Raw genomic sequence first — 23,337 nt, forward strand, 5'->3', positions numbered from 1 at the left:
AAAGGAACAGACCATGATGAAACCACAGGGGAACGTACAAGCTGTTTTTATAGACAGAGATGGAACAATCGGTGGTACAGGTCATTTTATTCATCCGAAAGATTTCAGATTATACCCCAATGCTCAAGAAGCAATTATGTGTTTGAAACGTGAAGGCATTATGGTACTGGCTTTTACTAATCAATATCGAATCTCACGTGGAGAAGCAAGTGTTCAGGATTTTGTAGAGCAATTTCGCGAGTACGGATTCGATCACTCCTATATATGTCCGCATGAGCAAGAATGCAGTTGCCGAAAGCCGAAACCCGGAATGTTATTACAGGCATCAGAGGAACACGGTCTGGATTTATCCAAATGCATAGTTATTGGTGATGTAGGGGACACAGACATGCTTGCTGCCCATGCCGTAGGAGCGACCAAGATCATGGTGAGAACAGGTTGGGGAGAGTCTTCATTAACTAAATTCAGAGATAAATGGACGGAGACCGAGCCTGATTATATCGCAGCAGATATTTGGGATGCCGTACAATGGATTATTCATGGAAGATGATTAGAAAATAAAGACAGGAGGTGAACCTGAATGGGCATGTCAGACTATTACAAAAACCTCAGGACAAGATCGGCAACGAGCTTATTTTGAAAGATAATTCAGCGTGTTGAGGAGAAGCGTATGTTAATCAACCCAACGATAGAAGAGATCAATGATCTGTTCAAGATGCATCATATTAACGAGGAAATCACTGAAATTCAACGTTTGTCAGGTACCACCGCTGGACGTGTTTATCGGTTGAGTACCACTCTCAATAAGCAATATATTCTGAAATCGGATGAACCTGAGCAGATTCACATCGCCCAGCAGTTTTTGGATACGTATAAGCATTCTCCGTTACTGCCTGAGGTTCTGTTGACTGATCTGGACAACACTTATCTAATTTACTCCTATATAGAAGGCACGACTCATTTTAACCGTGGACACAAAAGCGAATGGTTATCTCGTCTGGTGAAAGAGCTATTCAATACATATGTGCGTTCTTCAGATACGAAATCATGGGGCAGAATAGAATTCCCACAGAGGACCTGGAAAGAATTCAATCAAATCAGTATTCATGAAGCAAAGATGAATATCGGAAGTATTTTAACGACAGATGATTATAATCTGGTTCAATCCAAAATGGATCGTCTCTTTCATGAGGAAGAAGAGAAGTTTCTTTTGCATGGCGATACGGGGGTTCATAATTTTGTATATGATCAAAATGAACTCATCGGCGTCATTGACCCTTCTCCAATGGTTGGACCTATCCTCTATGATTTCTTGTATGCTTTTAGCTCTTCGCCGGATGATATCAACACCGAAACATTATTTGCTACATTCGAACTTCTGGAACAGGTGGAAATGGATAAATCCAGATTGATAGAGGAAGCTCTGGTCCATCTATATTGCCGAATTGGGCTGAGTAACAAGCATCATCCTGATGATCTGCCTGAGTATTTGGAGGCATGGCAGGAATGGAAGCTACTGTGCCAGGGATGTTAAAATAGCAAGGTCTTCAAACTTATCACCAATGCTTTAGTTCAGACTAGACAAGACAGGAGAGATATCACAAGTTGGATAACAAAAATAGTTCGAATGCTTGGATAACCTCCGATATGCTTCACAGCGACTTACTTGCCAGTAAGGAACTTATCTATGACAAGTGTCGCTTTGTTTGCTCCCAACCACATGAAGAAGTACAAAATGCTGAATATGGGGCGTATGTGTTTACAATAAATTCTACGTTCATTCGATTTCGTGTCGCTAAAACAACCCCAACCAAGATCGGGCAATTTGTTACCCTCTGGCAGCGGAGTGAGGATGGATCGACACAGCCATATGACGGATCAAATCCAGCAGATGTGTATGTCATTAGTACGCGAACAGGCAGCCACTTTGGTCAATTCGTATTTCCAAAGCATGTATTGTTACAGCGAAATATCCTATCGGATCAAGGCAAAGGTGGCAAGCGCGCCATACGTGTATATCCGCCTTGGGACAATCCAACAAGTAAGCAGGCTCAAAAAACGCAGCAATGGCAACTGGAATACTTCATGGAAGTACCTTTTACCGAACCGTTGAACTGTGATCAAGCCCGGGTACTTTATGACACCTAACAATTAAAGTAAGTGAAACAATTGCTCAGATTCTCCAAGTTCTTTTCCTCCGAATCCCAGCTTTTCACCGATCTTTTCGACATATCTCCTCTATTCGTTATTTTTAAGTACTAAAGCGTGTGCTATGTCCTCCATTTGTTAAAAATAGTGAACGTCAGTTCATTTAAATTTTTTGAAATTTGTGCTTGCCTTAATGTGAACATTAAGCCTTAGGATGTAAAAGAACCGGCCAAATGCATCCAAAAATGAACATAAAGGAGGAGTCAGCATTATGGCTTTTTCGATAAAAGAAGCTTCGGAGCGGCTGGGTTGTCCTGCACATAAAATTCGTTACTACGAGAAGGAGGGACTGCTCCCTTACATTCAACGGGATCAACATGGAAATCGGATGTTCGAGGAAGAACATTTGGATTGGATGAGACTGATGTCCTGTTTCCGGGCAACGGGTATGAAAGTATCTACACTGAAACATATGGTTAGTCTGGCACTGGACGGGGATTCAACCATTCCACAACGGAAAGCGATCCTTCACGAATATAAAGAGGAATTACATCGCCGCCAACTTGAAATTGCCGAAGCACTTGCAGCGGTAAATAACAAATTGACCATCTATGAAGACATAGAAACAGGAAAGCTTCCTTCAGAAAGCAAGCTGCTAGATCAAATGGAAAGCATCGACAAAGACTAATATTAACGGATGGAGAGATGGAGAAATGAAGCAAAGAGTGCTGGGAAATAGCGATATAGTCGTATCTTCGATTGGATTGGGAATTATGGGCATGTCTCCGGGGATGTATGGGGAAACTAATGATGAGGAGTCAATAAAGACCATCCATCACGCGTTGGAGATTGGTGTTACACTGCTAGATACAGCTGATGTGTATGGTAATGGTCATAATGAAGAACTACTGGGGAAAGCGCTGAAGGGACGTCGGGATCGGGCCATTATTGCTACCAAATTCGCGTATACCGCAAACTATGAGACGTTGAATGGTCATCCAGATTACGTCAAAAAGGCTGTAGAAGCAAGTCTTCGCAGGCTGGACACCGACTATATTGATCTGTACTATCAACATAGAGTAGATCCTCAGATTCCAATTGAGGAAACTGTTGGCGCGATGGCTGACTTGGTTAAAGAGGGGAAAGTCCGCTGTCTTGGCTTGTCGGAAGCATCGGCTTCCACTTTACGCCGTGCACACGCCGTTCATCCGATTTCTGCGTTGCAGAGCGAATATTCCCTGTGGAGCCGGGATATTGAGGACGAGATTCTACCGACTGCGAGAGAATTGAATATTACACATATTGCATACAGTCCATTAAGCAGAGGGTTTATCTCAGGTGAGATACGGAAATTCGAAGATTTGCATGTTAATGATCTGCGCAGATATATGCCGAGGTTCCAAGGAGACAATTTCGCCAAAAATATAGAAGTTGTAGATAAAATCAAAGAGATTGCGATGGAGAAGAGCTGCACGCCTGCACAATTGGCTTTAGCTTGGACTATGGCTAATAACGCATTGCCGATTCCGGGAACGAAACGAATCAAATATTTGGAGGAAAACGCGAACGCTGCAACAATTGAACTGACACCTGATGACTTAGCTCGTATTGAAAAGGTAAGTCCCCAAAATGAGGTGCATGGAACACGTTATATGAAAGAAATGATGACTCAGCTCAATGGGTAAATAATGTCCTTATAACTTGTTATTAGTAGTGAAGTAGCTGCTCAGTAAAATACAAATATAGAATACAAATAGAGACTCTCCTTTAGTGAAAGTCTCTATTTGTATTCATTTCCAATCGCTCTACATTTACACTGGAGAGACTTCGATTGGGAATTTTCTTATTTTCCATAGATCATATGAAGAATGCTGTGATGTTTGCGAGGGTGAGCTTCGATATTACACAAACTTAGGGAATGGTACTGTGGTTAAAGAGTGTAGAACATGCGGAATGTTTTATAACGGACAGACAGGAGAAAGAATTGGATTGCTCAAGGACATCATCCTAAGACCTTCAAGAAAAAGTGAACTCGTAAGAGAAGGTATTATCTAAGATACTTAGAATGATGTGTTTATCAACATTTTGATAACGATCTGTAATGCCGAACTAGGCCAAGTGGGTTGCTGAAGGGATATGATTTGATTAAACGCCATGATTATGAATTGCATGGCGTTTTTTGATGTTTGCGGCTGGGAAAACGAAAACGGCTGTTCAGAATCGGTTCAGAATCGTTTGTTATAATTCACGTGAAGTTCCAAATTTTAATTGTATATGAGGAGGAATATGATTTGAAGGGAAGCATAGGGGGCCAAAAGATGGCATCTTTCAAACGAGGGCTAGTGACTATACTGGCATTTTTGATAATGGTGGCTTTCATGACGCAAAATTCTGCGCAAGCAGTTTCTGGTGAATGGGAACAGGTGAGTCCATTCCCTACGGCTAATTCAATTAGTGCTGTAGCTTATGGCAACAACCAATTTGTCGCTGTGGGACGAAATCAAGTGATTATCACTTCCACTGACAGTAAGAATTGGATAGTTTCGGACCATCCACAAGCAGTGAATTCTAATCTAGCAAGTATCGCCTACGGTAATGGTAGATTTGTCGCAGTTGGATCGAGCGGTTTGATAGTAACCCTAGTAGACGGTGAAACCCAGTGGAAAATTCAGAGACAAAATATCACCTCTTACGCTATAACTAGCGTTGTATTTGCCAACGGGAAGTTCGTAGCAGTAGGGGCCCTTGGGAATGTTATTACATCTACAGACGGGATAACCTGGACGGGGCAGCCAGTAACAAGTACATATCATATGGGTGTTACTTACGGCAAAAATAAATTCGTTGGTGTGGGACAAAGAGGATCTGTGATCCAATCTGCCGACGGAACTACTTGGAGCACGTCAACAGTCAACAATACCTATATGTTTAACGGAGTAACTTATGGTAACAACAAATTTGTAGCTGTTGGTCAAGGTGGATTGATTGTTACATCCAGTGATGGGAATAGTTGGACCACTGCAACAAGTAATAGTTCTGTCACGTTCAACACAGTAACATATGACAACGTTAATAACTTATATGTGGCAGTAGGTGGAGGCGGAACCATTGTGACCTCTGCTAATGGAACTAACTGGACGGTTCAAAGTACAGGCACCATAAAGGATCTTAATGGCGTTTTTGCTAAGGATGGTCTCATTTTTGCTGTCGGTTACAGTGGTGTGATCTTGACCTCTAACGACGGAATCTTATGGACAGATCAGTTGAGGGGAACGGCTGCAGGTCTTGAAAGCCTGACTTATGGCCATGGCATGTTTGTTGCAGCTGGTTATGAAATGATAGGATCAACGAGTATGATCGGCGCAATTTACACATCTGTAGACGGAAAAACTTGGGTGAACCGAAAATCGGCAGTTTTTCCGTATATAAGAGATTATATTGGCAGTGTTAACTATGGTAACGGCAAATTCATAGCAGTAGGTTATAAAGAACTTTCCGGACTCGAAAATACTGGGCTTATAATGATGTCTCCTAACGGAGTATCTTGGACAGAGCAATTAACAGGTGAAGGGACACTCCTGGATAGCGTATATGGTGATCATCAATATGTAGTTGTAGGAGCTTTTGGAAAAATTATGACTTCACCGGATGGTGAAACTTGGACGAGCCAAACAAGTGGAGTGTCAGTTCCGCTTACTGATGTTAGTTACGGAAATGGTTTATTTGTTGCAGTAGGCGGGAGTACAGTTTTGACATCACCTGATGGGGTTACATGGAAGGAACAACCGAGTGATTCTTCAAGGTATATATATGATGTCGCATACGGTAACGGCTTGTTTGTTGCAGTTGGACCAAGCGGAAAAATCATCACGTCTTCCAACGGGGAAAACTGGAGTAATGTAACGAGTACAGTAACTAGTGTGCTGCAAGGTATCCATTATGACGTAAATGGATTTAAGGCTACTGGGGACTCTGGAGTCATACTTACTTCACCGGATGGTATCACTTGGAGCAAGCAAATGAGCGGTACGAAGGTTGACCTGCGTGGCAGCATCTCAAGCGGAAGCGAGGATGTAGTGGTAGGGTTGGATGGACTTATTTTGCGAAAATCGGTTATGAACAGCACAATCAATCCTACAACCGGTTCTTTTGACAAAAACAGTTCATCTGCGGATTACAAGGATATTGAAACAGAAGTCGTTTTAAATGGAAATGAATTAACTGGAATTGAGAATGGGTCCGAGAAGCTTGTACTGGACACCGATTATAAGATTGTTGCGGGGACTGTGACGATCAGTAAGGAGTATCTGGCCAAACAAGCAGAGGGGACAATAGACCTGAACTTCACCTTTAGTACAGGGGATATACAGAAGCTGGTAGTTACAATCAGTGACACTACCCCGAAGGTCGTGACGGTTAACTATTTACCAGGAGAGCACGGGACAATCGATGGCACGAACGAGCAGGTAGAGATTGGTGGACATCCAGTAAACGTGCCGACAGTTACGCCTGTTAAGGGGTACCATTTTGCAGGATGGAGCAGCGATGGTGGCGTCACTAAGCTGAGTAGTCATGAATTAGCTACGTCTGTAGTAATAACGGATGTAACGTATACTGCACAGTATACAGAGTTTGTTATGGGAGATGCAGATGGCGACGGTAAAGTGACTGCTGCTGATGCACTTTTGTTAACCAAATACATGAAAGGCAAGATTACACTTACGCCGGAGCAATTGCAGGCGCTTGATATGAATAGTGATGGGAAATGGGATGATGAGGATGTCAAAGCGATTCTTGCCATTGCCGTAGGAAAGGGTTGATATGATGGCTTGGAAAAAATGGATCTCAATAATGATGGCGGTCGTTGTATTTTTAACTTTTGGAACAATGGGTTATGCCGATTCTAGTTCAAATGTAGCTTCAAACTCGATTAAGGTAAGCAGCGAACAAGGATATCCCGGAGATTTCGTTGACATTTCGGTATATTTGACACCGGAGGATCTGATCAATCACTATGATATTTCGATTGGATTTGATGCCTCTACATTGGCGTTGGTACCTGGAAATGAAGTGACAGATGAATTGGGGGTCATTTCAGATGAAGAAGGTTTTGAATCGGATTTTTCTAGTAATGGGACGATCCATATCAAGGCTAATCCAGTATTCATTACAGAAGCAGGTACAAAGGCATTCACCCTTCATTTCAAAATCATGGACTCTGCAGAGCCTGGAGATTGGGATTTCAATGTGATAAAACATGACCTCTATGAGGGTGATGAGCTCGCTTCCACTTCAGTTGAGACTGGGAAGGTAACGGTAAAGACAACAAGTATGATTAAGCATACTGTGATATTCGACTCACAGGGAGGCAGTGGTGTAGAGAGTGTGACCGACGTGGACAGCGGCAAGACGATCAGTGCTCCGCCAGCTCCGACGAAGGCAGGCTACTCGTTTGCAGGCTGGTACAAGGATGTGTCCGTTGCGGATGCATGGAACTTTGAAGAAGACGTGGTAACGTCCGATATGATGTTGTATGCGAAATGGACGCGGCACGCGGTGCAGATTCAGATTGGCTCGGTGAGCGGAACGCCTGGCTCTACGGTGGACGTACCAGTCACAGTGACCGACTTAACTTATGGAATAGCAGGCTATAGTGTACAGCTTGATTTTGACTCAGAAGATTTGGAAGTAACTAGGGTTACAGGAAACGCTGGAGATTACTTCGACTCCAATTACGATAACGATGCAGGCTGGCTCAAAACAGTATGGGTAGATAATGATGGGGGAGATACACCGATCCTGGCAGGAGAGAGGTTGTTCACTGTTAGTTTCAAGGTGAAGAGCGAGGCAGTGAAAGGAGAAAAGTCACTTACAGTGCAGACAGAAGATTCCGACCTATTCTCCATCATGGACTCATCAGGGCTAGAGATGAACAAAATGCTAATCCCTGGCAAGGTAATGGTAATCGATGGACCAGTGCAACATACTGTTACTTTTAACTCGCAGGGAGGCAGCTTGGTTTCCAGTATTTCCAATGTGAACAGTGGCACGACAATCAGTGCTCCGACAGCACCGACGAAGACTGGTTACACATTTGCAGGCTGGTACAAAGAAGCAGAGGGCACAAATGCCTGGAACTTTGCGGCGGATACGGTCACGTCGGATATGACATTGTATGCGAAGTGGACAAGCAATGGTTCGAACAATTCGAACAATTCGAACAATTCAAATAACGCCAATAACTCTGGCATGCCATCTGTTCCAAGTACGTCGTCTGACGATAAAGCAGTTGGTTTTCAAGTCATTGTTGACGGTATTGTGAAAGACCAAATTGCTACAGGATCGACGACTAAAGAGAACGGGAAATCGGTGCTGAAGGCTACAATAGATTCATTCAAGCTAGCTGATCAACTCAAGAAGGCGGCCGACAAATCCACTGTGGTCATTCCTGTGACCGTCAAAATGGACAAAGTATTAGTGGTTTTGACCGGTGAAGCAGTGAAAAGTATGGAAATTAAGCAATCGATTTTGGAGGTACAAACGACAAACGGGACCTACAAGCTGCCTGCTGGGCAAATTACCATCGATGATATTTCCACTAAACTGGGCGAACAAGTTAAACTTTCCGACATTGTCGTACAAGTGGAGATTGCCAAGAGCGATGAGGATACAACTGTTCTCGCCGCGACTGCTTCTGCTCAAGGAGGCTTTGAGGTTGCAGCCCCGCCGGTCACTTTTAATGTAACAGCTTCTTACAATGGTAAAACGGTAGCTGTGGAGCAGTTTAGCAGCTACGTGGAACGCGAAATTCCGCTTCCCGACGATATCGATGTGACCAAGGTGACAACGGCAGCAGTGCTGAATTCAGATGGCAGTGTACGCCACGTACCAACGTATTTCACGACTCGTGAAGGGAAGAACTATGCGACCGTGAAAAGTCTCACCAACAGCGACTACTTCCTGATCTGGAATCCAAAGACCTTTGCGGACGTGGAAAGTCACTGGTCGAAGCTGGCCGTTAATGATATGGCTTCCCGATTGATTATCAAAGGTAAAGATGAGAATCATTATGAACCCAATGCTGTCATTACCAGGGCAGAACTTACAGCCATTGTGGTTCGTGCGTTGGGCTTGTCAGACACTGGCACCGAGAGCGGGTTCAATGATGTGATGTCCAGTGATTGGTACGCAGGTGCTATCGCCAAGGCTGTGGAATATGGCTTGATTGAAGGTTATGAGAACCGGACTTTTGCTCCTAACCAAACCATTACTCGGCAGGAAGCATTGGTGATCATGAACAGGGCGATGATACTGGCTGGTCTAGTAGCTGACGGAGCCTATCCAGATTCTCTGCTGTCTCCGTTCGCAGACCAAGCAAAGGTTGCATCCTGGGCGAAGCAGGCCATGGCTGCAGCTGTGAAGAACAGACTTGTAGAAGGATCGAATGAAGGCTTGATGCCAACAAAGAACCTTACCCGAGGTGAAACTGCAGCGATAGTACAAAAGTTTTTGATAGAGACCAATTTAATTGATAACCCGAATGACTGATGGGATAATTTACTGATGTACAAAACTAGGCTCTATGTTTCTATTAGAGCCTAGTTTTTTGTTGTTAATTGACAATGGGGAGGAACATACATGTCAAAGGGGTCTTTAATATATCGGTAGCGTCATTTATACTAATGGGAGTTCACCCATACATAGAAAAGATCAACGGAGAGCTCTATTTTGCCTTTTTATGAATTTTACGAGTACCACAGATTATTTAAGAACCTTATAGACAATGGAGATTGCCGGAAAGGAAGAGCACATGCAAAACTCCAAATTCACACCGTATTTAAGTTTTATAGGTTTTGGATTAGTCATTCTCACCTTGAGTGTGAATGTAAGCTTTAAGCTAGGAATGGAGAAAGGTTTGGATGAAGGTTCCCTTATGCTGTTGTCAGTTGCTAATGCAGTGTTACTGGTATACCCATTGGCGTGGGGAGTATTTGCAATACTTGAGTTCTACATGTTATGGAAGGACAAACAAAAGATCAAGTCCAGGCTGGAACGTGGGAAAATGAACAAAGAAGAATACTTGGATCAGATCAAGAAAGTTAAGACCAGTTTGGGAATCAACATCAGTTATATTGTCATCCTGTTGTTTCAGCTTGGATACGTCATAGTAAATTGGAACGAGGTTGATGTTTAGTCTTCTGATCAACCTTTCCTGATTTTGAATAGAAAGATACATAACATTTAGGAGGAAAATTCAATTGAAAGCACTATCGATCATCAGCCTTATTTGGTACATACTTATTTTTTTATTAATAGCAGTTTTTTCGCTAGACGATTCACCAGACAGTTCGGATTCCGCAGCAGGAATGGGAATCCTTGCTGTCTTATATGGTCTGCTTTTCTCAATTGTATCTTTAATCATATCTAGCAAGAGAAAAAGGGCCCCTGTGAATGTTCATGAACAACTGCTACAGTTAGGTGAATTAAAAGAGAAAAATATCATATCGGAATATGAATTTGATCAGAAGAAAGAGAAGTTACTTTCCAGATACAAGTAGTCCAGGAGCTTGCGACAAGGTGAAGAATATTCCATTTTCTGCTCATGCAAAATGCATAAATTCTCTAAACAAAAAACAGGGCGTTCCCTTTTACGGGAATCTGCCCTGTTTTTGTTTACCCAACTCAATGCTGATGATGCGCGTGGGCATCCGGTGCGTCGCCTTTGACCGTACATAGCACCGAGGTATCATGCAGATGTTTCTCGGACTCGACTTGGAGCGTCACATGTTTGATCTCTTTATGCTCCAGCAGATGTTCAATCTTCTGAACCAGGATCTCGGATGCATAGACATCCATCGTTCCATCTACCACGATATGAGCGGTCAGTGCGTTCAGGTTACTGGTAATGGACCAGACATGCACATCGTGTACGCCTTTGACGCCATCCACTTGTTTGATGGTCTCCACCAGCTCATTCACATCCACATTAGCCGGAGTACCTTCCATCAAGATATGCAGGGATGATTTGGTGACATAGAACCCACTACGCAATACCAGTGCCGCCACAATTACACTTGCAAGTGGATCGGCCCAACCCCAGCCAAAGAACATCATGAGCAGAGCCGCAGCAATGGCCCCAACCGATCCCAACATATCACTGATGACATGTAGATAAGCACCGCGCATATTCAGGTTTTTCTCCGTATCGCTCCCTCGCATCATAATCCAGGCCACCAGAATATTGATGAGCAGTCCAATGATGCTGATGATCAACATGCCGACCGTTGCGACTTCTGGGGGATGAATGAAGCGACCAATGGCTTCGTAGAAGATGTAAAGAGAGATGGCGATTAACGTGATTCCGTTTAACGTGGCTGCGAGAATCTCAAAGCGTCTGTACCCGTACGTTTTGCCTGAGTTCACCGCTTTTTCGCCAAAGGTGAACGCCAGCAAAGCGATTCCCAAAGCTATCGAATCAGACAGCATATGACCTGCATCGGAGATGAGCGCCAAACTGTTCGTGATATATCCGCCAACGGCTTCAACAATCATATAAACGGTAATAATGATGAAGGAAAACAATAGTACTTTCTTGTTGTTTGTGTGAGCATGATTGTGTCCATGGTCGTGATTGTGGTGATGTTCAGACATATGAAATCCTCTCCTTTGGAGCGTTGCTCCGGTATGTAATATGCTTTTTTTATAATTAAAAGTGATCCTCGGCAATGATTAATCACTTATAAATGAATATATGAGCAATTGTTCATATGTTATGGTTTTATTATAGGTGCGCCTGATCATAGTGTCAACCAGATTTGAGAAAATATAAACAATGCCCACGTGGCTTCACTGCATGTTCGCTGGCGATTTACGTTGCTTTTGTGCTACCATCTGTGCATGGATCAATGTCGAGGAAGTTCTCGCTATTAATAATAAAATAAAGAATATATAAGTTAAAACTAATATTTACACGATAACGGAGAGGGCAGGAAAGATCTGGAGTTAACAGCGATCACAATAATGTCCTGACCTTGTAGTGGCTAGTGTAAAATTATTCATTCAACTTATACAGAAGGGGTGGACAACGATATGAAGCATCTGCTTCTGGCGGACGACGATGCCAATATTAGAGCACTCCTCCGGCATGTCATGACCAAGGAAGGGTATCGGGTGCATGAAGCACAGGATGGGTTGGAAGCAGTCAAGATAATGCAAGCAACGCCGATTGATCTGGCGATCCTGGATGTAATGATGCCAGGCATGGACGGACTGGAGTTATGTGATTTCATTCGCCAACATTATGACATTCCGATTATGCTGCTAACTGCACGAGATCAGCTATCGGATAAACGAGATGGGTACTTGAGAGGTACGGATGAGTATGTGACGAAGCCTTTTGAGCCTGAGGAACTGGTCTACCGGGTTAAGGCATTATTTCGCCGATACCATCGCACGTCCAGTGATATCATTCGCATGAATCGCATTGTGATTGACCGGAACAATGTCGAGGTCTCCGATGGGCAATCGATTCTCTTTTTGCCAATGAAGGAGTTCGAGCTGCTCTCTCAACTTGCTCAGTTTCCGGGCCGCTTATTCTCGCGCGATGAACTTATTCGTTTAGTCTGGGGAGCGGATTACGAAGGAGATGACCGCACGGTGGATGTACATATCAAGCGACTGCGTGATCGTTTTGCAGATTATGCAGATGATTTTGTTATTCAGACAGTACGGGGGATTGGTTATAAGATTGAGGTGAAAGCGCATTGAGATCACTGTACTTTCGGGTGTTCATGATTACGATCGCGGTGATTCTGGTCAGCGCCATGCTCGGTTTTCTTTTATCCAACATTTATTATCATGCGAAGCTGAAGTCTTTCAATGACGAGAAGTTGGTGGGCATCGCGACACAGATGAAGCAGTTTGCGGAGCAAGAACCTGCTACGGTGGAGCATTACCTGAACAATGCCGCAGCCCTCGGTTACGAAATTTATGTGACGGATGGAAAAGGAAATGACCAATTCTATGGCCGTGAATTCCGCCAGAAGGATCTGGACCAGAAAGCTGTAGACCGGGTACTGAGGGGTGAGGTTTACCATGGCGTTGCCGAGTTTCCCAGCAAACCTTTCATTACCGGTTTTTTCGATAATCAATTAAGCAATACCGTTGGGGTACATCTACAGATGGGCAATGCAAGCTATGCCTTGTTTATGCGCCCGGATGTCATTTTGCAATTCGGTGAACTGCGTATCTTTTTTGCGTTGATTGGAGCATTTACGGTGGGCATTAGTGTCCTGCTCTTTTTGATAAGTACCCGCTATCTGGTAACTCCGATTGAACGTCTATCGGAGGCGACCAAGCGCATTGCCCAAGGAAACTATAATCTGAAATTATCCACCACGCGGCGTGATGAGATTGGACAGCTGGCCCAGCATTTCATGACCATGAGCCGTGAATTGGAGCGGGTAGATCAGGCGCGTCAGCAGTTTGTATCCAATGTATCGCATGAGATCCAATCGCCGCTGACCTCGATTCAGGGTTTTGCCCAACTGGTGGGGGATCGGGATCTGCCTGAACAAGAACGGGAGCATTATGCCTCCATTATTGAAGAAGAGAGCCGCCATCTCTCGTTGCTTAGTAAACAATTGCTGCTGTTGTCCTCCCTGGAACAAGGTCATGAGGATTTAACAAAATTGAGATTCTCTCTGCGAGATCAATTCCGCCAAGCGGTTCAGGTGCTGCAATGGCAGTTAGAAGAAAAAGAACTGTTGCTAAGGATCTCGGTACCCGAATCCATCCATCTTTATGGCAATGAAGTGCTGCTCATGCAAGTATGGATGAATCTGCTGGGGAATGCCGTGAATCATCTCCCACAGGGAAGAAGCATCGAGATCCGTGCCGAGGAATCAAATGCTCAATGCGTAATCCATATTCGGGATACAGGGGATGGGATTGCAGCAGAGCATTTGCCGTTCCTGTTTGATCGGTTCTACCGGGTAGACCGCGCAAGAGAGCGTTCTTCCGGCCGAACCGGGCTTGGACTTGCTATTGTGCAGAAAATTATCCGCATCCATGACGGCACGATTGAGGTTGCCAGTTCGTCAGAAGGAACGGTCTTTACCGTGACGCTGCCGCAGATGTAATCTGTTATTCATTTGCCGTTCATTTTCACCTCCTATACTTGGGTTATCAAGAGGAGGTCAGAGACATGTACTTGGCTATTAGAGAAATGAGGTTTGCCAAAGGGCGATATGCATTAATTGCTACAATTATGGTGCTTGTTTCATTTCTGGTTTTATTTGTCACAGGTCTGGCACAGGGACTCGCGTATGACAACGCGGCATCCATCAAAAATATGGCAGCAACCCATTTTGTTCTGGAGCAGGATTCGAATCATCGTTTTACCCGCTCCCAGGTGAATCAGGATCAGCTGGAGCAGACACGCTCCGTTGTGGGGCAAGAGAATGCTGAACCACTGGGTGTGAAAATGACAACCGTCAGTCCAGCTGGCGACACGAAGAAGCTCGATGTAACCTTATTCATGGTGAACCCGGAAGGCTGGCTCGCTCCAACCGCAACCGAAGGATCACCAATCACGGATCTGAAGAATGGACAGGTTGTGGTGGATCACAAGCTGTCTGAAGACGGCGTGAAGATTGGAACAGTCCTGGTGGATAAAGCTTCGGGCAGAGAGTGGACAGTGGCTGGATTTGTAGAAAATGAGTCCTTCAGTCACTCACCCGTTGTGTTCCTGAACGAGCAGGAATGGGGGGCTATTCAAGAAGGCTCCCGAACTTCGCAAGGAAAAATAGACTCCAATGCGCCTGTATATAGTGCGATTGCCGTTAAAGATGCAGGCGGGAAGGTAGACAGCCTCAGTACCGCTTTGCCGAATACGGAAGTGATTACGAAGTCCGATGCGGTATCGGCCATTCCTGGGTACAAAGAAGAGCAGGGCTCGCTGCTCATGATGATTGCCTTTTTATTTGTCATCTCGGCGTTTGTGCTTGCGGTATTCTTCTACGTCATCACGATTCAGAAAACGAGTCAATTTGGCATTTTGAAAGCCATTGGAACACGCAATTCGTATCTGGCTGGCAGTGTCTCACTACAAGTATTACTGCTGTCCGTTGGCAGTCTGGTGATTAGTGTTCTGCTGGTTCAGTTATTTGAATCCATCTTGCCAGCTTCAATGCCGTTTCAATTAGGCTTGTCCACCCTGACACTAACCTGCGTGTTATTCGTGATAATGTCTATGGCAGGTTCGTTATTCTCGGTGTGGAAGGTTACCAAAATTGATGCGCTTGATGCGATTGGGAGGACAGCAGCATGAGAAACCGACTGGTATTGCAGGGAATTACACAGACCTTCGAAGATGGCGGGGTCAAACGGACGATATTGGATAAGTTGGATCTTAAGGTGGCCGAAGGAGAACTCGTCGCGGTCATGGGTCCTTCCGGCTCAGGCAAAAGTACGTTTCTGTCCATTGCAGGTGCACTGCTTGAACCTACGGAGGGACAGGTTCTGCTGGATGGCGCATCGATTATGGGCAAAAACAAGCAGGACATATCCGATGTGAGGCTGCAGCAGCTCGGTTTTATTTTTCAAAGTGCCAACCTCATTCCGTATCTGAAAGTGGAAGAACAACTAATGGTGGTTGCCAAGCTTGCCGGAACGGACAAAAACAAGGCGGAGAAGCGAGTTAATGAGCTGCTGGATACAGTAGGCTTATCACATCGGCGTAAGGCATATGCCGAGAAGCTGTCCGGCGGGGAACGTCAGCGGGTTGCCATTGCCAGAGCTTTGATGAATGATCCGGCCGTCCTGCTTGCGGATGAACCGACAGCCAGTCTGGATGCGGAACGTGGACTGGATATTGTGGGTATGATTGCACGGCTTGTGAAGGAGCAGGGCAAGAGTGCGGTGATGGTTACACATGATGAGCGGATTTTGCCGCTATGTGATCGGGTTCTCTTTTTGGAAAACGGGAAACTGGTACACCATTAGTGCTGAGAGTAGCTAGTGTAAATATTCTCTAGTTCAACGGATATCACATGAGAAGGTCCATGAATTCCCGATGGGAAAAGTGGCCTTCTTTTTTCTTTTTTGATCTATAATGAGAGATAGGATATAGATGGAAGATTTAGTTTTACATAGAGAGGAACGGATATAGGATGAAAACGTTGGATCGGGAACAATTCCCGTCGCTCAGTACATCGATTCATTGGGGAATTATTGAAGCTAAGTTTAAGTTGAATGACATCGTGGATGAAACGCTGGTAAGTAATGTGAGCATCATCCCGTTTTTCGGGGAACAAGTGGTTGTTTTTCAGATCGATAATGGGAAATGGGAGCTGCCCGGAGGAACGTTGGAGGTAGGAGAGAAGTATATGGATGGACTGCAACGTGAAGTGATGGAGGAGCTCGGAGCCAAGTTGATCACGTATCAGGTGTTTGGACAATTTCATTGCATGTCGAGTGCACCTGAGCCGTATAGATCGCATATTCCACATCCTCATTTTGTAAGACTTATTGGCTATGGAGAGGTTGAGTTGATCGGTAAACCATTGAATCCGGTGGACGGGGAACAGGTAATTGCTGTAGAGGTTGTGGAGATTGGTGAAGCGATCAAGAGATTTGAAGAACAGCATAGATATGACATTGCGGAAATGTACCAATTGGCTTATGAGCTTCGAGAAGAAGGCAGACGGTGAGTAGATGGAAAGCTAGCTTATTCTAAACCTAGATACAGGTTTGCCCAACAGACAATGCAGCCCGAGATGCTTTCAAAGCCAAAATAAGGGCGGAGTGTATCCGCCCTTATTTCATTGTTGGATTCTTGACACAGGAGCATTCTGTTCTCTGAGATCTCCGGCTAAAATCAAAAATGGACCTGGCCAGTGTGTTTTTAAGCCTTTTGCCGGAATGAAAAATCAGGACGGAATGTTCATAGCAGTCTGAATGTTTTTCAGATCGAGCTGAATTTGCTCTGGAATATGGTAAGGATGGTATAAGCCATGCTGCACCATGTAATTTGATATTTTTTCATGAGATTCTATGGCTTCATCGAGCTGCTTCATCAAAATTTGCTTGATTTCGGGGGTAGTACATTCGGTCACAGCCATGGCGTAGTTTCTGACTCCGCTCTTGGCGTTTATCAAAAAATCCATTGCAATCACGTCATCGGTCAGCATATGAAGACCTGTCATGTGTTCTAATATTGGGTTCATTTTTTTATCTCCTATACAGTCGCTTTAGACAGCACTCCACCGAGCTCCTGAAGCTGCTGTTGTGATAATGTCACATCTTGTTGCAAAATTAGCATGAGCTCCGGGTCGGTTACCATAGCTTGCATGGTCTTGGATTTAGTGATGCAAACCGTTTTGAACGCAGCTATTTCATGTACCTCAAGCATCTCATGCAGAGCGTAAGTGGAATTCATTCGGATTATCCTCCCATGTATCTATCCATATTTAAGGCTTTAAGATGACTTTAATGCAATCGTCCGTTTTCGTATCGAACACTTCATACCCCCGCTTGGCCTCGCTGAGCGGAATGACGTGCGTAACGATGTCGCCAGGGTCCACTTTGCCAGACGTAACTAACTCGTACATATACGGCATATAGTGAATGACCGGAGCTTGTCCGGAACGGATATTCACGTTTCGCTGCATGATGTCGCCGAGCGGGAATCCGTTATAACGTCCGCCGTATACCCCAGTGACTTGGATGGTGCCGCCTTTGCGGACAGCCTGAGATGCAATGATAAATGCGCTCATGGTGCCGCCTTGCAGTTTCAAACCGCTGGCTAGAAATTCAAGATCGCTCATCTTGCCGTCCATTCCTACCGCATCGATCACAACATCGGCGCCGCCTTTGGTCATCTCCTTGAGATTGTTGCCGATATTTTTATCCTGTTCGAAGTTTACGATTTCCACTTTGTTCGTTCGCTTCGCATGCTGTAAGCGGTAATCGACATAGTCGACGGCTATGACTCGTTTTGCTCCTTTGAGCCAGCAGAATTTCTGCGCCAGAAGTCCGACGGGACCACATCCGAGCACAATGACCGTATCTCCATCCTTTACGCCGGCGTTATCCACGCTCCAGAATGCCGTCGTCATGGCATCGGCAATCAAGCTCAGCTTTTCGTCCGGTTGTTCGCAGCTTTCGGGAATCTTGAAGTGGGTAAAATTGGCGAACGGGACCCGTAAATACTCGGCCTGCCCTCCAGGGTATCCGCCGGTCGTTCCGGAGTATCCGAAATATGCGCCCATATCCCCGTGTTGGTTTGATTCGTCACATTGGCTTTCCAGCTGATTTTTGCAAAAAAAGCATTCTCCGCATGCGATGTTGAACGGGATGATCACACGGTCGCCTTTCTTTACCTTGGTCACGCCGGGGCCTACCTCTTCTACGATCCCCATCGGTTCATGCCCGATGACATAATTCTCCTGAAGGTTAGGGATCATCCCGTGAATAAGGTGTAGGTCAGAGCCGCAAATGGCGGAACTGGTGATCTTTACGATCATATCATCCGGTTTCTCAATCTTCGGATCAGGCACCTCTTTGACCACGACATTTTTAATCCCTTGATATGTTACTGCCTTCATGCTTTATGTCCTCCCATATGTTCATCTGGGGTCCGATCAAACATCCCTTTACGTGACGTATCATCCGGGAACAAATTCATCTGGCCGATCATCACCGTATTTTTTGCCGAAAGCTGGTCGAGTTGGTACTGTTCGTTCAGCTCGTAAGGATGGAACCATTTTTTGCGAATCATGAGCTCTGTGATTTCCTGGTGCATCGCAATCCCCTGCTTAAGATGATTGTGCAGCAGGGTCCGTACATCTGGTGAAGCCGTTTCCGTCAGAGCGATGGACAAATTACGCACACCCTCCTTGGCACGAAGAAGGAAGTCCATGGCAAAAGTCATATCTGCCATTTCCGGCATATTTAATGAATTAATCGGATCTAAATAATCAGTATTCATTGGAGTTCCCCTTAATGAGTTATAGGTGTCGGGCTATTCGGAACAGGTGCTTCGAAAGGAGCTCTTGCGTAGATGGCTTGCAGCTCGGCGATCTGTTGTATGGATTGAGTTACGTCTTTCTGCATTAAGGCTTTTAGCTCTTGGTCAAAGACCAGGCCTTGCATAAGTTTTGACTTGGCGAGGCAGAGCGTTTTAAAGTTTAACGCTTCATGCAGTTCCATCGATTCGTGCGGTGCTAGCGTTGAATTATTCATTCAGAAATGATCACCTCCATTTTTTCATCCACGTTAGATTTTCCAACGGATCAGATCTTATACTAAAAATGATTGCCGGAATTGTGGGGTCTGGATATTTTCATGCAGTCGCTAGAACAGTCCGCTAGAATTAAAAAACTCAGCAGGAATGGTATCTTGTGCCAATGCAAGTGATCGACGAATCGGTGAGTCGTATTTTTCGCGATACAGCAGCTAATTTAATGTGGGCTCCTACCAGTAAAAAAGAATAATGAAGAGCCAGGCATTAGAAAAAGTCTTAAACATATGATTAGGTAACATCTATTCAAATATGTTGGGGAGGATATCATAAAACCTATGTTACCTATGGAAGAATATTTCGGTAAGTTAGAGCTCGTTTTTTCATTCTATGGGGCTATGCCTACAGGCGTTAGTGTTTCAGAGAGCGGGCGCATCTTCATTTGTTTTCCGAAATGGGGAGATGATGTTAGGTTTACGGTAGCGGAAATTGTTGATGGCCAGTTGCTGCCTTATCCGAATGTGGAAACAAATACGGTAAATCCTTCGGATATCCGTATGTCCTTCATCAGTGTTCAAAGTATAATTGCTGATGGAAGAGGGACTCTGTGGGTATTGGATACGGGTGCACCCAATTTTTCTGAGCCTGTTAAAGGAGGAGCAAAATTAGTCGCTGTAGATTTAAAAACAAATACGATAAGAAAAGTATATACATTTACAGAAGATGTAGTCTTGTCGACAACGTATCTGAATGACGTCCGATTCGATTTTCGTGTGGGTAAAGCAGGTTACGCATATATAACGGATTCTTCTACCAGAGGTCCAGGCGCTATTATCGTCGTGAATTTAGAAAACGGAAATGCATTTAGACGGTTGAATGGAGCAAGCTCAACTTCACCCGATCCGTATTTTGTACCGAAAGTGGAAGGTAAAATTTTGATGAATCGAAACCCGGATGGTTCGACATTTCCCTTTCAATTGGCCTCTGACGGTATAGCGATTTCCCCAGATGGAAAAATGTTATTTTATTGTCCACTATCCAGTCGTTATCTATACTCGATCTCAACAGATGCCCTTCGGGACAGAACGATACCGGATTTCAATTTAAGTGATCTTGTACAGTATTGGGGAGAGAAGGGTGCATCTGATGGGATGATCACGGATGCAAAAGGAAACGTTTATGCTGGAGACTATGAAAACGATAGTATTCGAAAAATATTGCCGAATGGAATCATGGAAACCATCGCACATGATCCAAGAATTTTATGGCCGGATACGTTTTCTATTGGTCCGGATCAATACTTATATGTAATTGTGAACCAATTACATAGGCAGGCAAGATTTCATTATGGAAAAGATCTGCGACAACAGCCTTATAGTTTACTACGTTTAAAAATTGATGAATTACCTGCTCCTACCTTTTGATAAATAGCTCCCACTTTTCAAAGCTGACTCTATTTACTCAGAGCATGCATTATATGGTTTTGAAGATAAAGGCTGCCGAGCGGCAGCCTTTTCAATTAACGGAGTTTAGTATTGAACAAGGAATTGCATGTGGAATTCTAGAATATTTATATTCAGTCTATTATTTCGGTTATTAAGCCTAACCCAATCTGTTTGGAGTGATTACGAGTGTGTATTGAAAACGAGAAAATATACCCCGAGAGTGAAATGATTAAGAGGACAGTAGAGATTGGCGGACTCACGAAAGCGCAGCTTATCCGGAAATTGCAACAAAACTCTATCTTGATGAATGAATTGGGAGAGAAGCTATTAGCTGATGATCAATTTACAACTTCTGCTGCAAAGTACAGTCTGCAGACCGTTGAACTAACCGTTGGTGAACTTGGTTTTCCTGATGGAGGTACTACAGGGCAGATCTTTAAGAGAGCAAGCGAATTAGATTTGGAATTGTGCCCGCTTGAGCTGGGACCTCACCTAAGATTGGTATATCTGGACCAGCCTGAAGGTAATTCGGGAAATCTTACACAGCGACATCGAGCCCCATTAGGCTCCATCACAATTGCATCGGAGATCCTAACTGAAGACGAAGATTTTCCGAAAGGGTTCTATCTTAGACGAATTAACGGCGTATTGTGGCTACGTGGATACCGTGCTGATCATCTGCACGTTTGGAATCCTGATGATCATTTTATCTTTATCCAAACAAAAAAGCCCGTGGAGGATTAAAATGGTGCGTAAGAAGTTGATGAAAATATTCAGACGCACGATAGTTAGTATTCTTTTCATCGTAATACTCGCTCTGATCTTTCCCACATGGACCCCTGGAATCAAGGGAGAGAATAGTATCAGCACGTTAGGACAGATAGAGATCAATGGTGCAGGGCATGAGGTTATGATTCGCGGGGCGGATCGGAACAATCCTATCCTTCTTTTCGTCCATGGTGGTCCAGGCTGCTCCGAGATTCCTTATGTAAGGAAGTATCAGCAGGAGCTGGAACAACATTTTACCATTGTGCATTATGATCAACGCGGAAGTGGAAAGTCATATCATTTTATGGAGGATTATTCGGATGTGACCTCGGATGTGCTTGTAGATGATTTGCTGGCTTTAACGGATTACGTCACTGCCGAGCTGGGGCAAGGAATGGTTACGCTAGTCGGTCATTCATTTGGTACATACATAGGGACAAAAGCAGTGGCAAAAGCACCAGAAAAATTCATTGCTTATATAGGTATTGGACAAATGGCTGATACTGTGCGGAGTGAATTGGATAGTTTGGAATATACGATCGGACAAGCGAAACAAGCCGACAGTACAGCGGATGTGGAAAGTCTGGAACGTCTTCGGGGTCCGATTGAGCGAGGCGAGCAGTACACACCAAGAAATATGGTTCGCAAATATGGCGGTGCAGCCAGGCTTATTGATGACAATAGGGATTATACGCTCGGCTTTCTTCTGGGAACCGAATATAATGCGCTGGATGTGATTCGTTATTCCATGGGAGTGCAGGCTACACAAGAAATTCTCATGAAGGAAGAATCGGTCAACCATTTGCCAGGCATTGTAGATCAGCTGGAGCTACCGACTTATTTTGTTATGGGAAAATATGATTATATGACGTCTGTGAATGCGGCACGGGATTATTTCGATGAGCTCGAAGCACCCGAAAAAGATTTTGTTGTATTTGAAGAGTCGGCCCATTACCCACAGTTCGAGGAGAAAGAACGCTTTGCAGCGTGGTTGATCGGGGTAGTAGACCGTTTGCAATGAAGTAATTAATTCAGAGAAAAGAATTGGACTATTGATCAAGCGAGGGATCTTGATGGGCAACTAAGCTCATAACATATAGATTGAACTAAACATTTACACGAGAACGTAGAGGACAGAAATAACCTGAAGAAGCGGAGCGCTCGCCTTTATCCTCAGATTTTCCCCTTTGTAAAAGTGAATCAAAAAAAACTGGGGATAACAGCGATCGGAAGGTTGTTCTGTCATCGGAGTGACAAGTGTAAATATTCTTTAGTTCAATCGGTGGTTGAACTCCAAAGAAATATATCAATGGCGTCCGGAGTATTTCAATCTGGAACAAGTCATTGAATTCATGACGGATGGATCAGACGTATATCTTGCTGAAAGGAATCATGAAATCGTGGGTACGTATACCTTAACATGGTCAGATCCTCAGATTTGGAAAGAACTCGACAACACTGATTCCGGGTACATACACCGATTCGCAGTGAATAGAGATTTTAAAGGGCAAAATATAGGCCTACTGCTTCTAAAATCAGCAGAAGAGAACATTAGGCACAAAGGCAAGAACTTGATCAGGCTGGATTGCATGGCAGATAACCCGAGACTTAATCAGTACTATAAGGATTATGGATTCCAATATATCCGAAGAGTGGAGCTAGGGAGCTGGAGTGCCAGTCTATATGAAAAACAATGAAGGTGTCTTTATCGACTTCGTTAAGCCCGTAATGTAA

The 23,337-nt window shown here is 44.3% G+C and carries 24 protein-coding genes; 18 read left to right on the forward strand and 6 right to left on the reverse strand.

Going from position 1 to position 23,337, the window contains the following annotated elements; all coding sequences use genetic code 11:
- Positions 1–13 precede the first annotated feature (13 nt).
- From ACFTRD_RS03970 to ACFTRD_RS04010, 9 genes are all read left to right on the forward strand, one after another.
- Positions 14–550, forward strand: coding sequence for an HAD-IIIA family hydrolase (locus ACFTRD_RS03970; protein ID WP_379377832.1), 537 nt, complete (start codon positions 14–16; stop codon positions 548–550).
- Positions 551–670: 120 nt separating this feature from the next.
- A complete protein-coding gene (locus tag ACFTRD_RS03975) occupies positions 671–1,534 on the forward strand; it encodes an aminoglycoside phosphotransferase family protein (protein ID WP_379377833.1) in 864 nt (287 codons plus the stop codon).
- Positions 1,535–1,605: 71 nt separating this feature from the next.
- Complete coding sequence (locus ACFTRD_RS03980; protein ID WP_379377834.1) at positions 1,606–2,148, forward strand: MepB family protein; 543 nt, start codon at positions 1,606–1,608, stop codon at positions 2,146–2,148.
- Positions 2,149–2,419: 271 nt separating this feature from the next.
- Entirely contained in the window at positions 2,420–2,836 is a 417-nt protein-coding gene (locus ACFTRD_RS03985) for a MerR family transcriptional regulator (protein WP_379377835.1), read from the forward strand.
- 25 nt (positions 2,837–2,861) lie between these two features.
- Positions 2,862–3,833 (forward strand): aldo/keto reductase, encoded by a 972-nt coding sequence (locus ACFTRD_RS03990; protein ID WP_379377836.1) that lies wholly within the window; start codon positions 2,862–2,864, stop codon positions 3,831–3,833.
- 693 nt (positions 3,834–4,526) lie between these two features.
- Positions 4,527–6,968, forward strand: coding sequence for a X2-like carbohydrate binding domain-containing protein (locus ACFTRD_RS03995; protein ID WP_379377837.1), 2,442 nt, complete (start codon positions 4,527–4,529; stop codon positions 6,966–6,968).
- A gap of 1 nt (position 6,969) precedes the next feature.
- Entirely contained in the window at positions 6,970–9,696 is a 2,727-nt protein-coding gene (locus tag ACFTRD_RS04000; protein WP_379377838.1) for an InlB B-repeat-containing protein, read from the forward strand.
- A 262-nt stretch (positions 9,697–9,958) separates the two neighbouring features.
- Positions 9,959–10,342 (forward strand): hypothetical protein, encoded by a 384-nt coding sequence (locus ACFTRD_RS04005; RefSeq protein ID WP_379377839.1) that lies wholly within the window; start codon positions 9,959–9,961, stop codon positions 10,340–10,342.
- Positions 10,343–10,406: 64 nt separating this feature from the next.
- The gene (locus tag ACFTRD_RS04010; protein ID WP_379377840.1) at positions 10,407–10,706 is read left to right on the forward strand and encodes an SHOCT domain-containing protein; all 300 of its coding nucleotides are present in this window, start codon (positions 10,407–10,409) and stop codon (positions 10,704–10,706) included.
- Positions 10,707–10,830: 124 nt separating this feature from the next.
- Here ACFTRD_RS04010 and ACFTRD_RS04015 read toward each other — a convergent pair whose 3' ends face one another.
- Positions 10,831–11,799 (reverse strand): cation diffusion facilitator family transporter, encoded by a 969-nt coding sequence (locus tag ACFTRD_RS04015; protein ID WP_379377841.1) that lies wholly within the window; start codon positions 11,797–11,799, stop codon positions 10,831–10,833.
- Between the two features lie 438 nt (positions 11,800–12,237).
- Between ACFTRD_RS04015 and ACFTRD_RS04020 the strand changes: the two genes are divergently transcribed.
- The 5 genes from ACFTRD_RS04020 to ACFTRD_RS04040 all read left to right on the forward strand — a co-directional run bounded on the left by ACFTRD_RS04020 (position 12,238) and on the right by ACFTRD_RS04040 (position 16,859).
- Complete coding sequence (locus tag ACFTRD_RS04020; protein WP_192265164.1) at positions 12,238–12,915, forward strand: response regulator transcription factor; 678 nt, start codon at positions 12,238–12,240, stop codon at positions 12,913–12,915.
- On the forward strand, positions 12,912–14,288 hold the full coding sequence (locus ACFTRD_RS04025) for a sensor histidine kinase (RefSeq protein ID WP_379377842.1): 1,377 nt from the start codon (positions 12,912–12,914) through the stop codon (positions 14,286–14,288). Before ACFTRD_RS04020 ends, ACFTRD_RS04025 begins: the two co-directional genes overlap by 4 nt.
- 65 nt (positions 14,289–14,353) lie before the next feature.
- Entirely contained in the window at positions 14,354–15,478 is a 1,125-nt protein-coding gene (locus tag ACFTRD_RS04030) for an ABC transporter permease (protein WP_379377843.1), read from the forward strand.
- Complete coding sequence (locus ACFTRD_RS04035; protein WP_379377844.1) at positions 15,475–16,152, forward strand: ABC transporter ATP-binding protein; 678 nt, start codon at positions 15,475–15,477, stop codon at positions 16,150–16,152. Before ACFTRD_RS04030 ends, ACFTRD_RS04035 begins: the two co-directional genes overlap by 4 nt.
- Positions 16,153–16,319: 167 nt before the next feature.
- Entirely contained in the window at positions 16,320–16,859 is a 540-nt protein-coding gene (locus tag ACFTRD_RS04040; RefSeq protein ID WP_379377845.1) for an NUDIX hydrolase, read from the forward strand.
- 219 nt (positions 16,860–17,078) lie between these two features.
- Here the strand turns inward: ACFTRD_RS04040 and ACFTRD_RS04045 are convergent, their stop codons facing one another.
- Genes ACFTRD_RS04045 through ACFTRD_RS04065 form a run of 5 tightly spaced genes read right to left on the reverse strand, consistent with a single transcriptional unit; the run spans position 17,079 to position 19,392 of the window.
- Positions 17,079–17,375, reverse strand: a complete 297-nt coding sequence (locus ACFTRD_RS04045; RefSeq protein ID WP_379377846.1) for a spore coat protein — start codon at positions 17,373–17,375, stop codon at positions 17,079–17,081.
- An 11-nt stretch (positions 17,376–17,386) separates the two neighbouring features.
- Positions 17,387–17,587 (reverse strand): hypothetical protein, encoded by a 201-nt coding sequence (locus ACFTRD_RS04050; RefSeq protein WP_379377847.1) that lies wholly within the window; start codon positions 17,585–17,587, stop codon positions 17,387–17,389.
- A 31-nt stretch (positions 17,588–17,618) separates the two neighbouring features.
- The gene (locus tag ACFTRD_RS04055) at positions 17,619–18,755 is read right to left on the reverse strand and encodes a zinc-dependent alcohol dehydrogenase (RefSeq protein WP_379377848.1); all 1,137 of its coding nucleotides are present in this window, start codon (positions 18,753–18,755) and stop codon (positions 17,619–17,621) included.
- Positions 18,752–19,138, reverse strand: a complete 387-nt coding sequence (locus ACFTRD_RS04060) for a spore coat protein (protein ID WP_379377849.1) — start codon at positions 19,136–19,138, stop codon at positions 18,752–18,754. Before ACFTRD_RS04060 ends, ACFTRD_RS04055 begins: the two co-directional genes overlap by 4 nt.
- Positions 19,139–19,149: 11 nt before the next feature.
- Entirely contained in the window at positions 19,150–19,392 is a 243-nt protein-coding gene (locus ACFTRD_RS04065; RefSeq protein WP_379377850.1) for a spore gernimation protein GerQ, read from the reverse strand.
- Positions 19,393–19,719: 327 nt separating this feature from the next.
- On the opposite strand from ACFTRD_RS04065, the gene ACFTRD_RS04070 reads away from it, so the two are divergent.
- The 4 genes from ACFTRD_RS04070 to ACFTRD_RS04085 all read left to right on the forward strand — a co-directional run bounded on the left by ACFTRD_RS04070 (position 19,720) and on the right by ACFTRD_RS04085 (position 23,300).
- Positions 19,720–20,814 carry an L-dopachrome tautomerase-related protein gene (locus ACFTRD_RS04070; protein WP_379381171.1) on the forward strand — a complete coding sequence of 365 codons (1,095 nt, stop codon included), beginning with the start codon at positions 19,720–19,722 and terminating at the stop codon, positions 20,812–20,814.
- Positions 20,815–21,060: 246 nt separating this feature from the next.
- The gene (locus ACFTRD_RS04075) at positions 21,061–21,579 is read left to right on the forward strand and encodes a helicase (RefSeq protein ID WP_379381173.1); all 519 of its coding nucleotides are present in this window, start codon (positions 21,061–21,063) and stop codon (positions 21,577–21,579) included.
- 1 nt (position 21,580) lies between these two features.
- On the forward strand, positions 21,581–22,624 hold the full coding sequence (locus ACFTRD_RS04080) for an alpha/beta fold hydrolase (protein ID WP_379377851.1): 1,044 nt from the start codon (positions 21,581–21,583) through the stop codon (positions 22,622–22,624).
- A gap of 265 nt (positions 22,625–22,889) precedes the next feature.
- A complete protein-coding gene (locus ACFTRD_RS04085; protein WP_379377852.1) occupies positions 22,890–23,300 on the forward strand; it encodes a GNAT family N-acetyltransferase in 411 nt (136 codons plus the stop codon).
- The last annotated feature ends 37 nt before the right edge of the window (positions 23,301–23,337 follow it).

This window comes from Paenibacillus sp. NPDC056933 (assembly GCF_042674385.1).
GTDB lineage: Bacteria > Bacillota > Bacilli > Paenibacillales > Paenibacillaceae > Paenibacillus.

What these genes read in the sequence shown, in the direction of transcription:
- ACFTRD_RS04015 (WP_379377841.1), bottom strand. Translation starts at nt 11,799, where the DNA reads ATGTCTGAACATCACCACAATCACGACCATGGACACAATCATGCTCAC.
- ACFTRD_RS04000 (WP_379377838.1), top strand. Translation starts at nt 6,970, where the DNA reads ATGATGGCTTGGAAAAAATGGATCTCAATAATGATGGCGGTCGTTGTA.
- ACFTRD_RS03995 (WP_379377837.1), top strand. Translation starts at nt 4,527, where the DNA reads ATGACGCAAAATTCTGCGCAAGCAGTTTCTGGTGAATGGGAACAGGTG.
- ACFTRD_RS03975 (WP_379377833.1), top strand. Translation starts at nt 671, where the DNA reads ATGTTAATCAACCCAACGATAGAAGAGATCAATGATCTGTTCAAGATG.
- ACFTRD_RS04060 (WP_379377849.1), bottom strand. Translation starts at nt 19,138, where the DNA reads ATGAATACTGATTATTTAGATCCGATTAATTCATTAAATATGCCGGAA.
- ACFTRD_RS03970 (WP_379377832.1), top strand. Translation starts at nt 14, where the DNA reads ATGATGAAACCACAGGGGAACGTACAAGCTGTTTTTATAGACAGAGAT.
- ACFTRD_RS03985 (WP_379377835.1), top strand. Translation starts at nt 2,420, where the DNA reads ATGGCTTTTTCGATAAAAGAAGCTTCGGAGCGGCTGGGTTGTCCTGCA.
- ACFTRD_RS04005 (WP_379377839.1), top strand. Translation starts at nt 9,959, where the DNA reads ATGCAAAACTCCAAATTCACACCGTATTTAAGTTTTATAGGTTTTGGA.
- ACFTRD_RS04055 (WP_379377848.1), bottom strand. Translation starts at nt 18,755, where the DNA reads ATGAAGGCAGTAACATATCAAGGGATTAAAAATGTCGTGGTCAAAGAG.
- ACFTRD_RS04045 (WP_379377846.1), bottom strand. Translation starts at nt 17,375, where the DNA reads ATGAACCCAATATTAGAACACATGACAGGTCTTCATATGCTGACCGAT.
- ACFTRD_RS04050 (WP_379377847.1), bottom strand. Translation starts at nt 17,587, where the DNA reads ATGAATTCCACTTACGCTCTGCATGAGATGCTTGAGGTACATGAAATA.
- ACFTRD_RS04040 (WP_379377845.1), top strand. Translation starts at nt 16,320, where the DNA reads ATGAAAACGTTGGATCGGGAACAATTCCCGTCGCTCAGTACATCGATT.
- ACFTRD_RS04065 (WP_379377850.1), bottom strand. Translation starts at nt 19,392, where the DNA reads ATGAATAATTCAACGCTAGCACCGCACGAATCGATGGAACTGCATGAA.
- ACFTRD_RS04020 (WP_192265164.1), top strand. Translation starts at nt 12,238, where the DNA reads ATGAAGCATCTGCTTCTGGCGGACGACGATGCCAATATTAGAGCACTC.
- ACFTRD_RS04030 (WP_379377843.1), top strand. Translation starts at nt 14,354, where the DNA reads ATGTACTTGGCTATTAGAGAAATGAGGTTTGCCAAAGGGCGATATGCA.
- ACFTRD_RS04080 (WP_379377851.1), top strand. Translation starts at nt 21,581, where the DNA reads ATGGTGCGTAAGAAGTTGATGAAAATATTCAGACGCACGATAGTTAGT.
- ACFTRD_RS04075 (WP_379381173.1), top strand. Translation starts at nt 21,061, where the DNA reads ATGATTAAGAGGACAGTAGAGATTGGCGGACTCACGAAAGCGCAGCTT.
- ACFTRD_RS03990 (WP_379377836.1), top strand. Translation starts at nt 2,862, where the DNA reads ATGAAGCAAAGAGTGCTGGGAAATAGCGATATAGTCGTATCTTCGATT.
- ACFTRD_RS04035 (WP_379377844.1), top strand. Translation starts at nt 15,475, where the DNA reads ATGAGAAACCGACTGGTATTGCAGGGAATTACACAGACCTTCGAAGAT.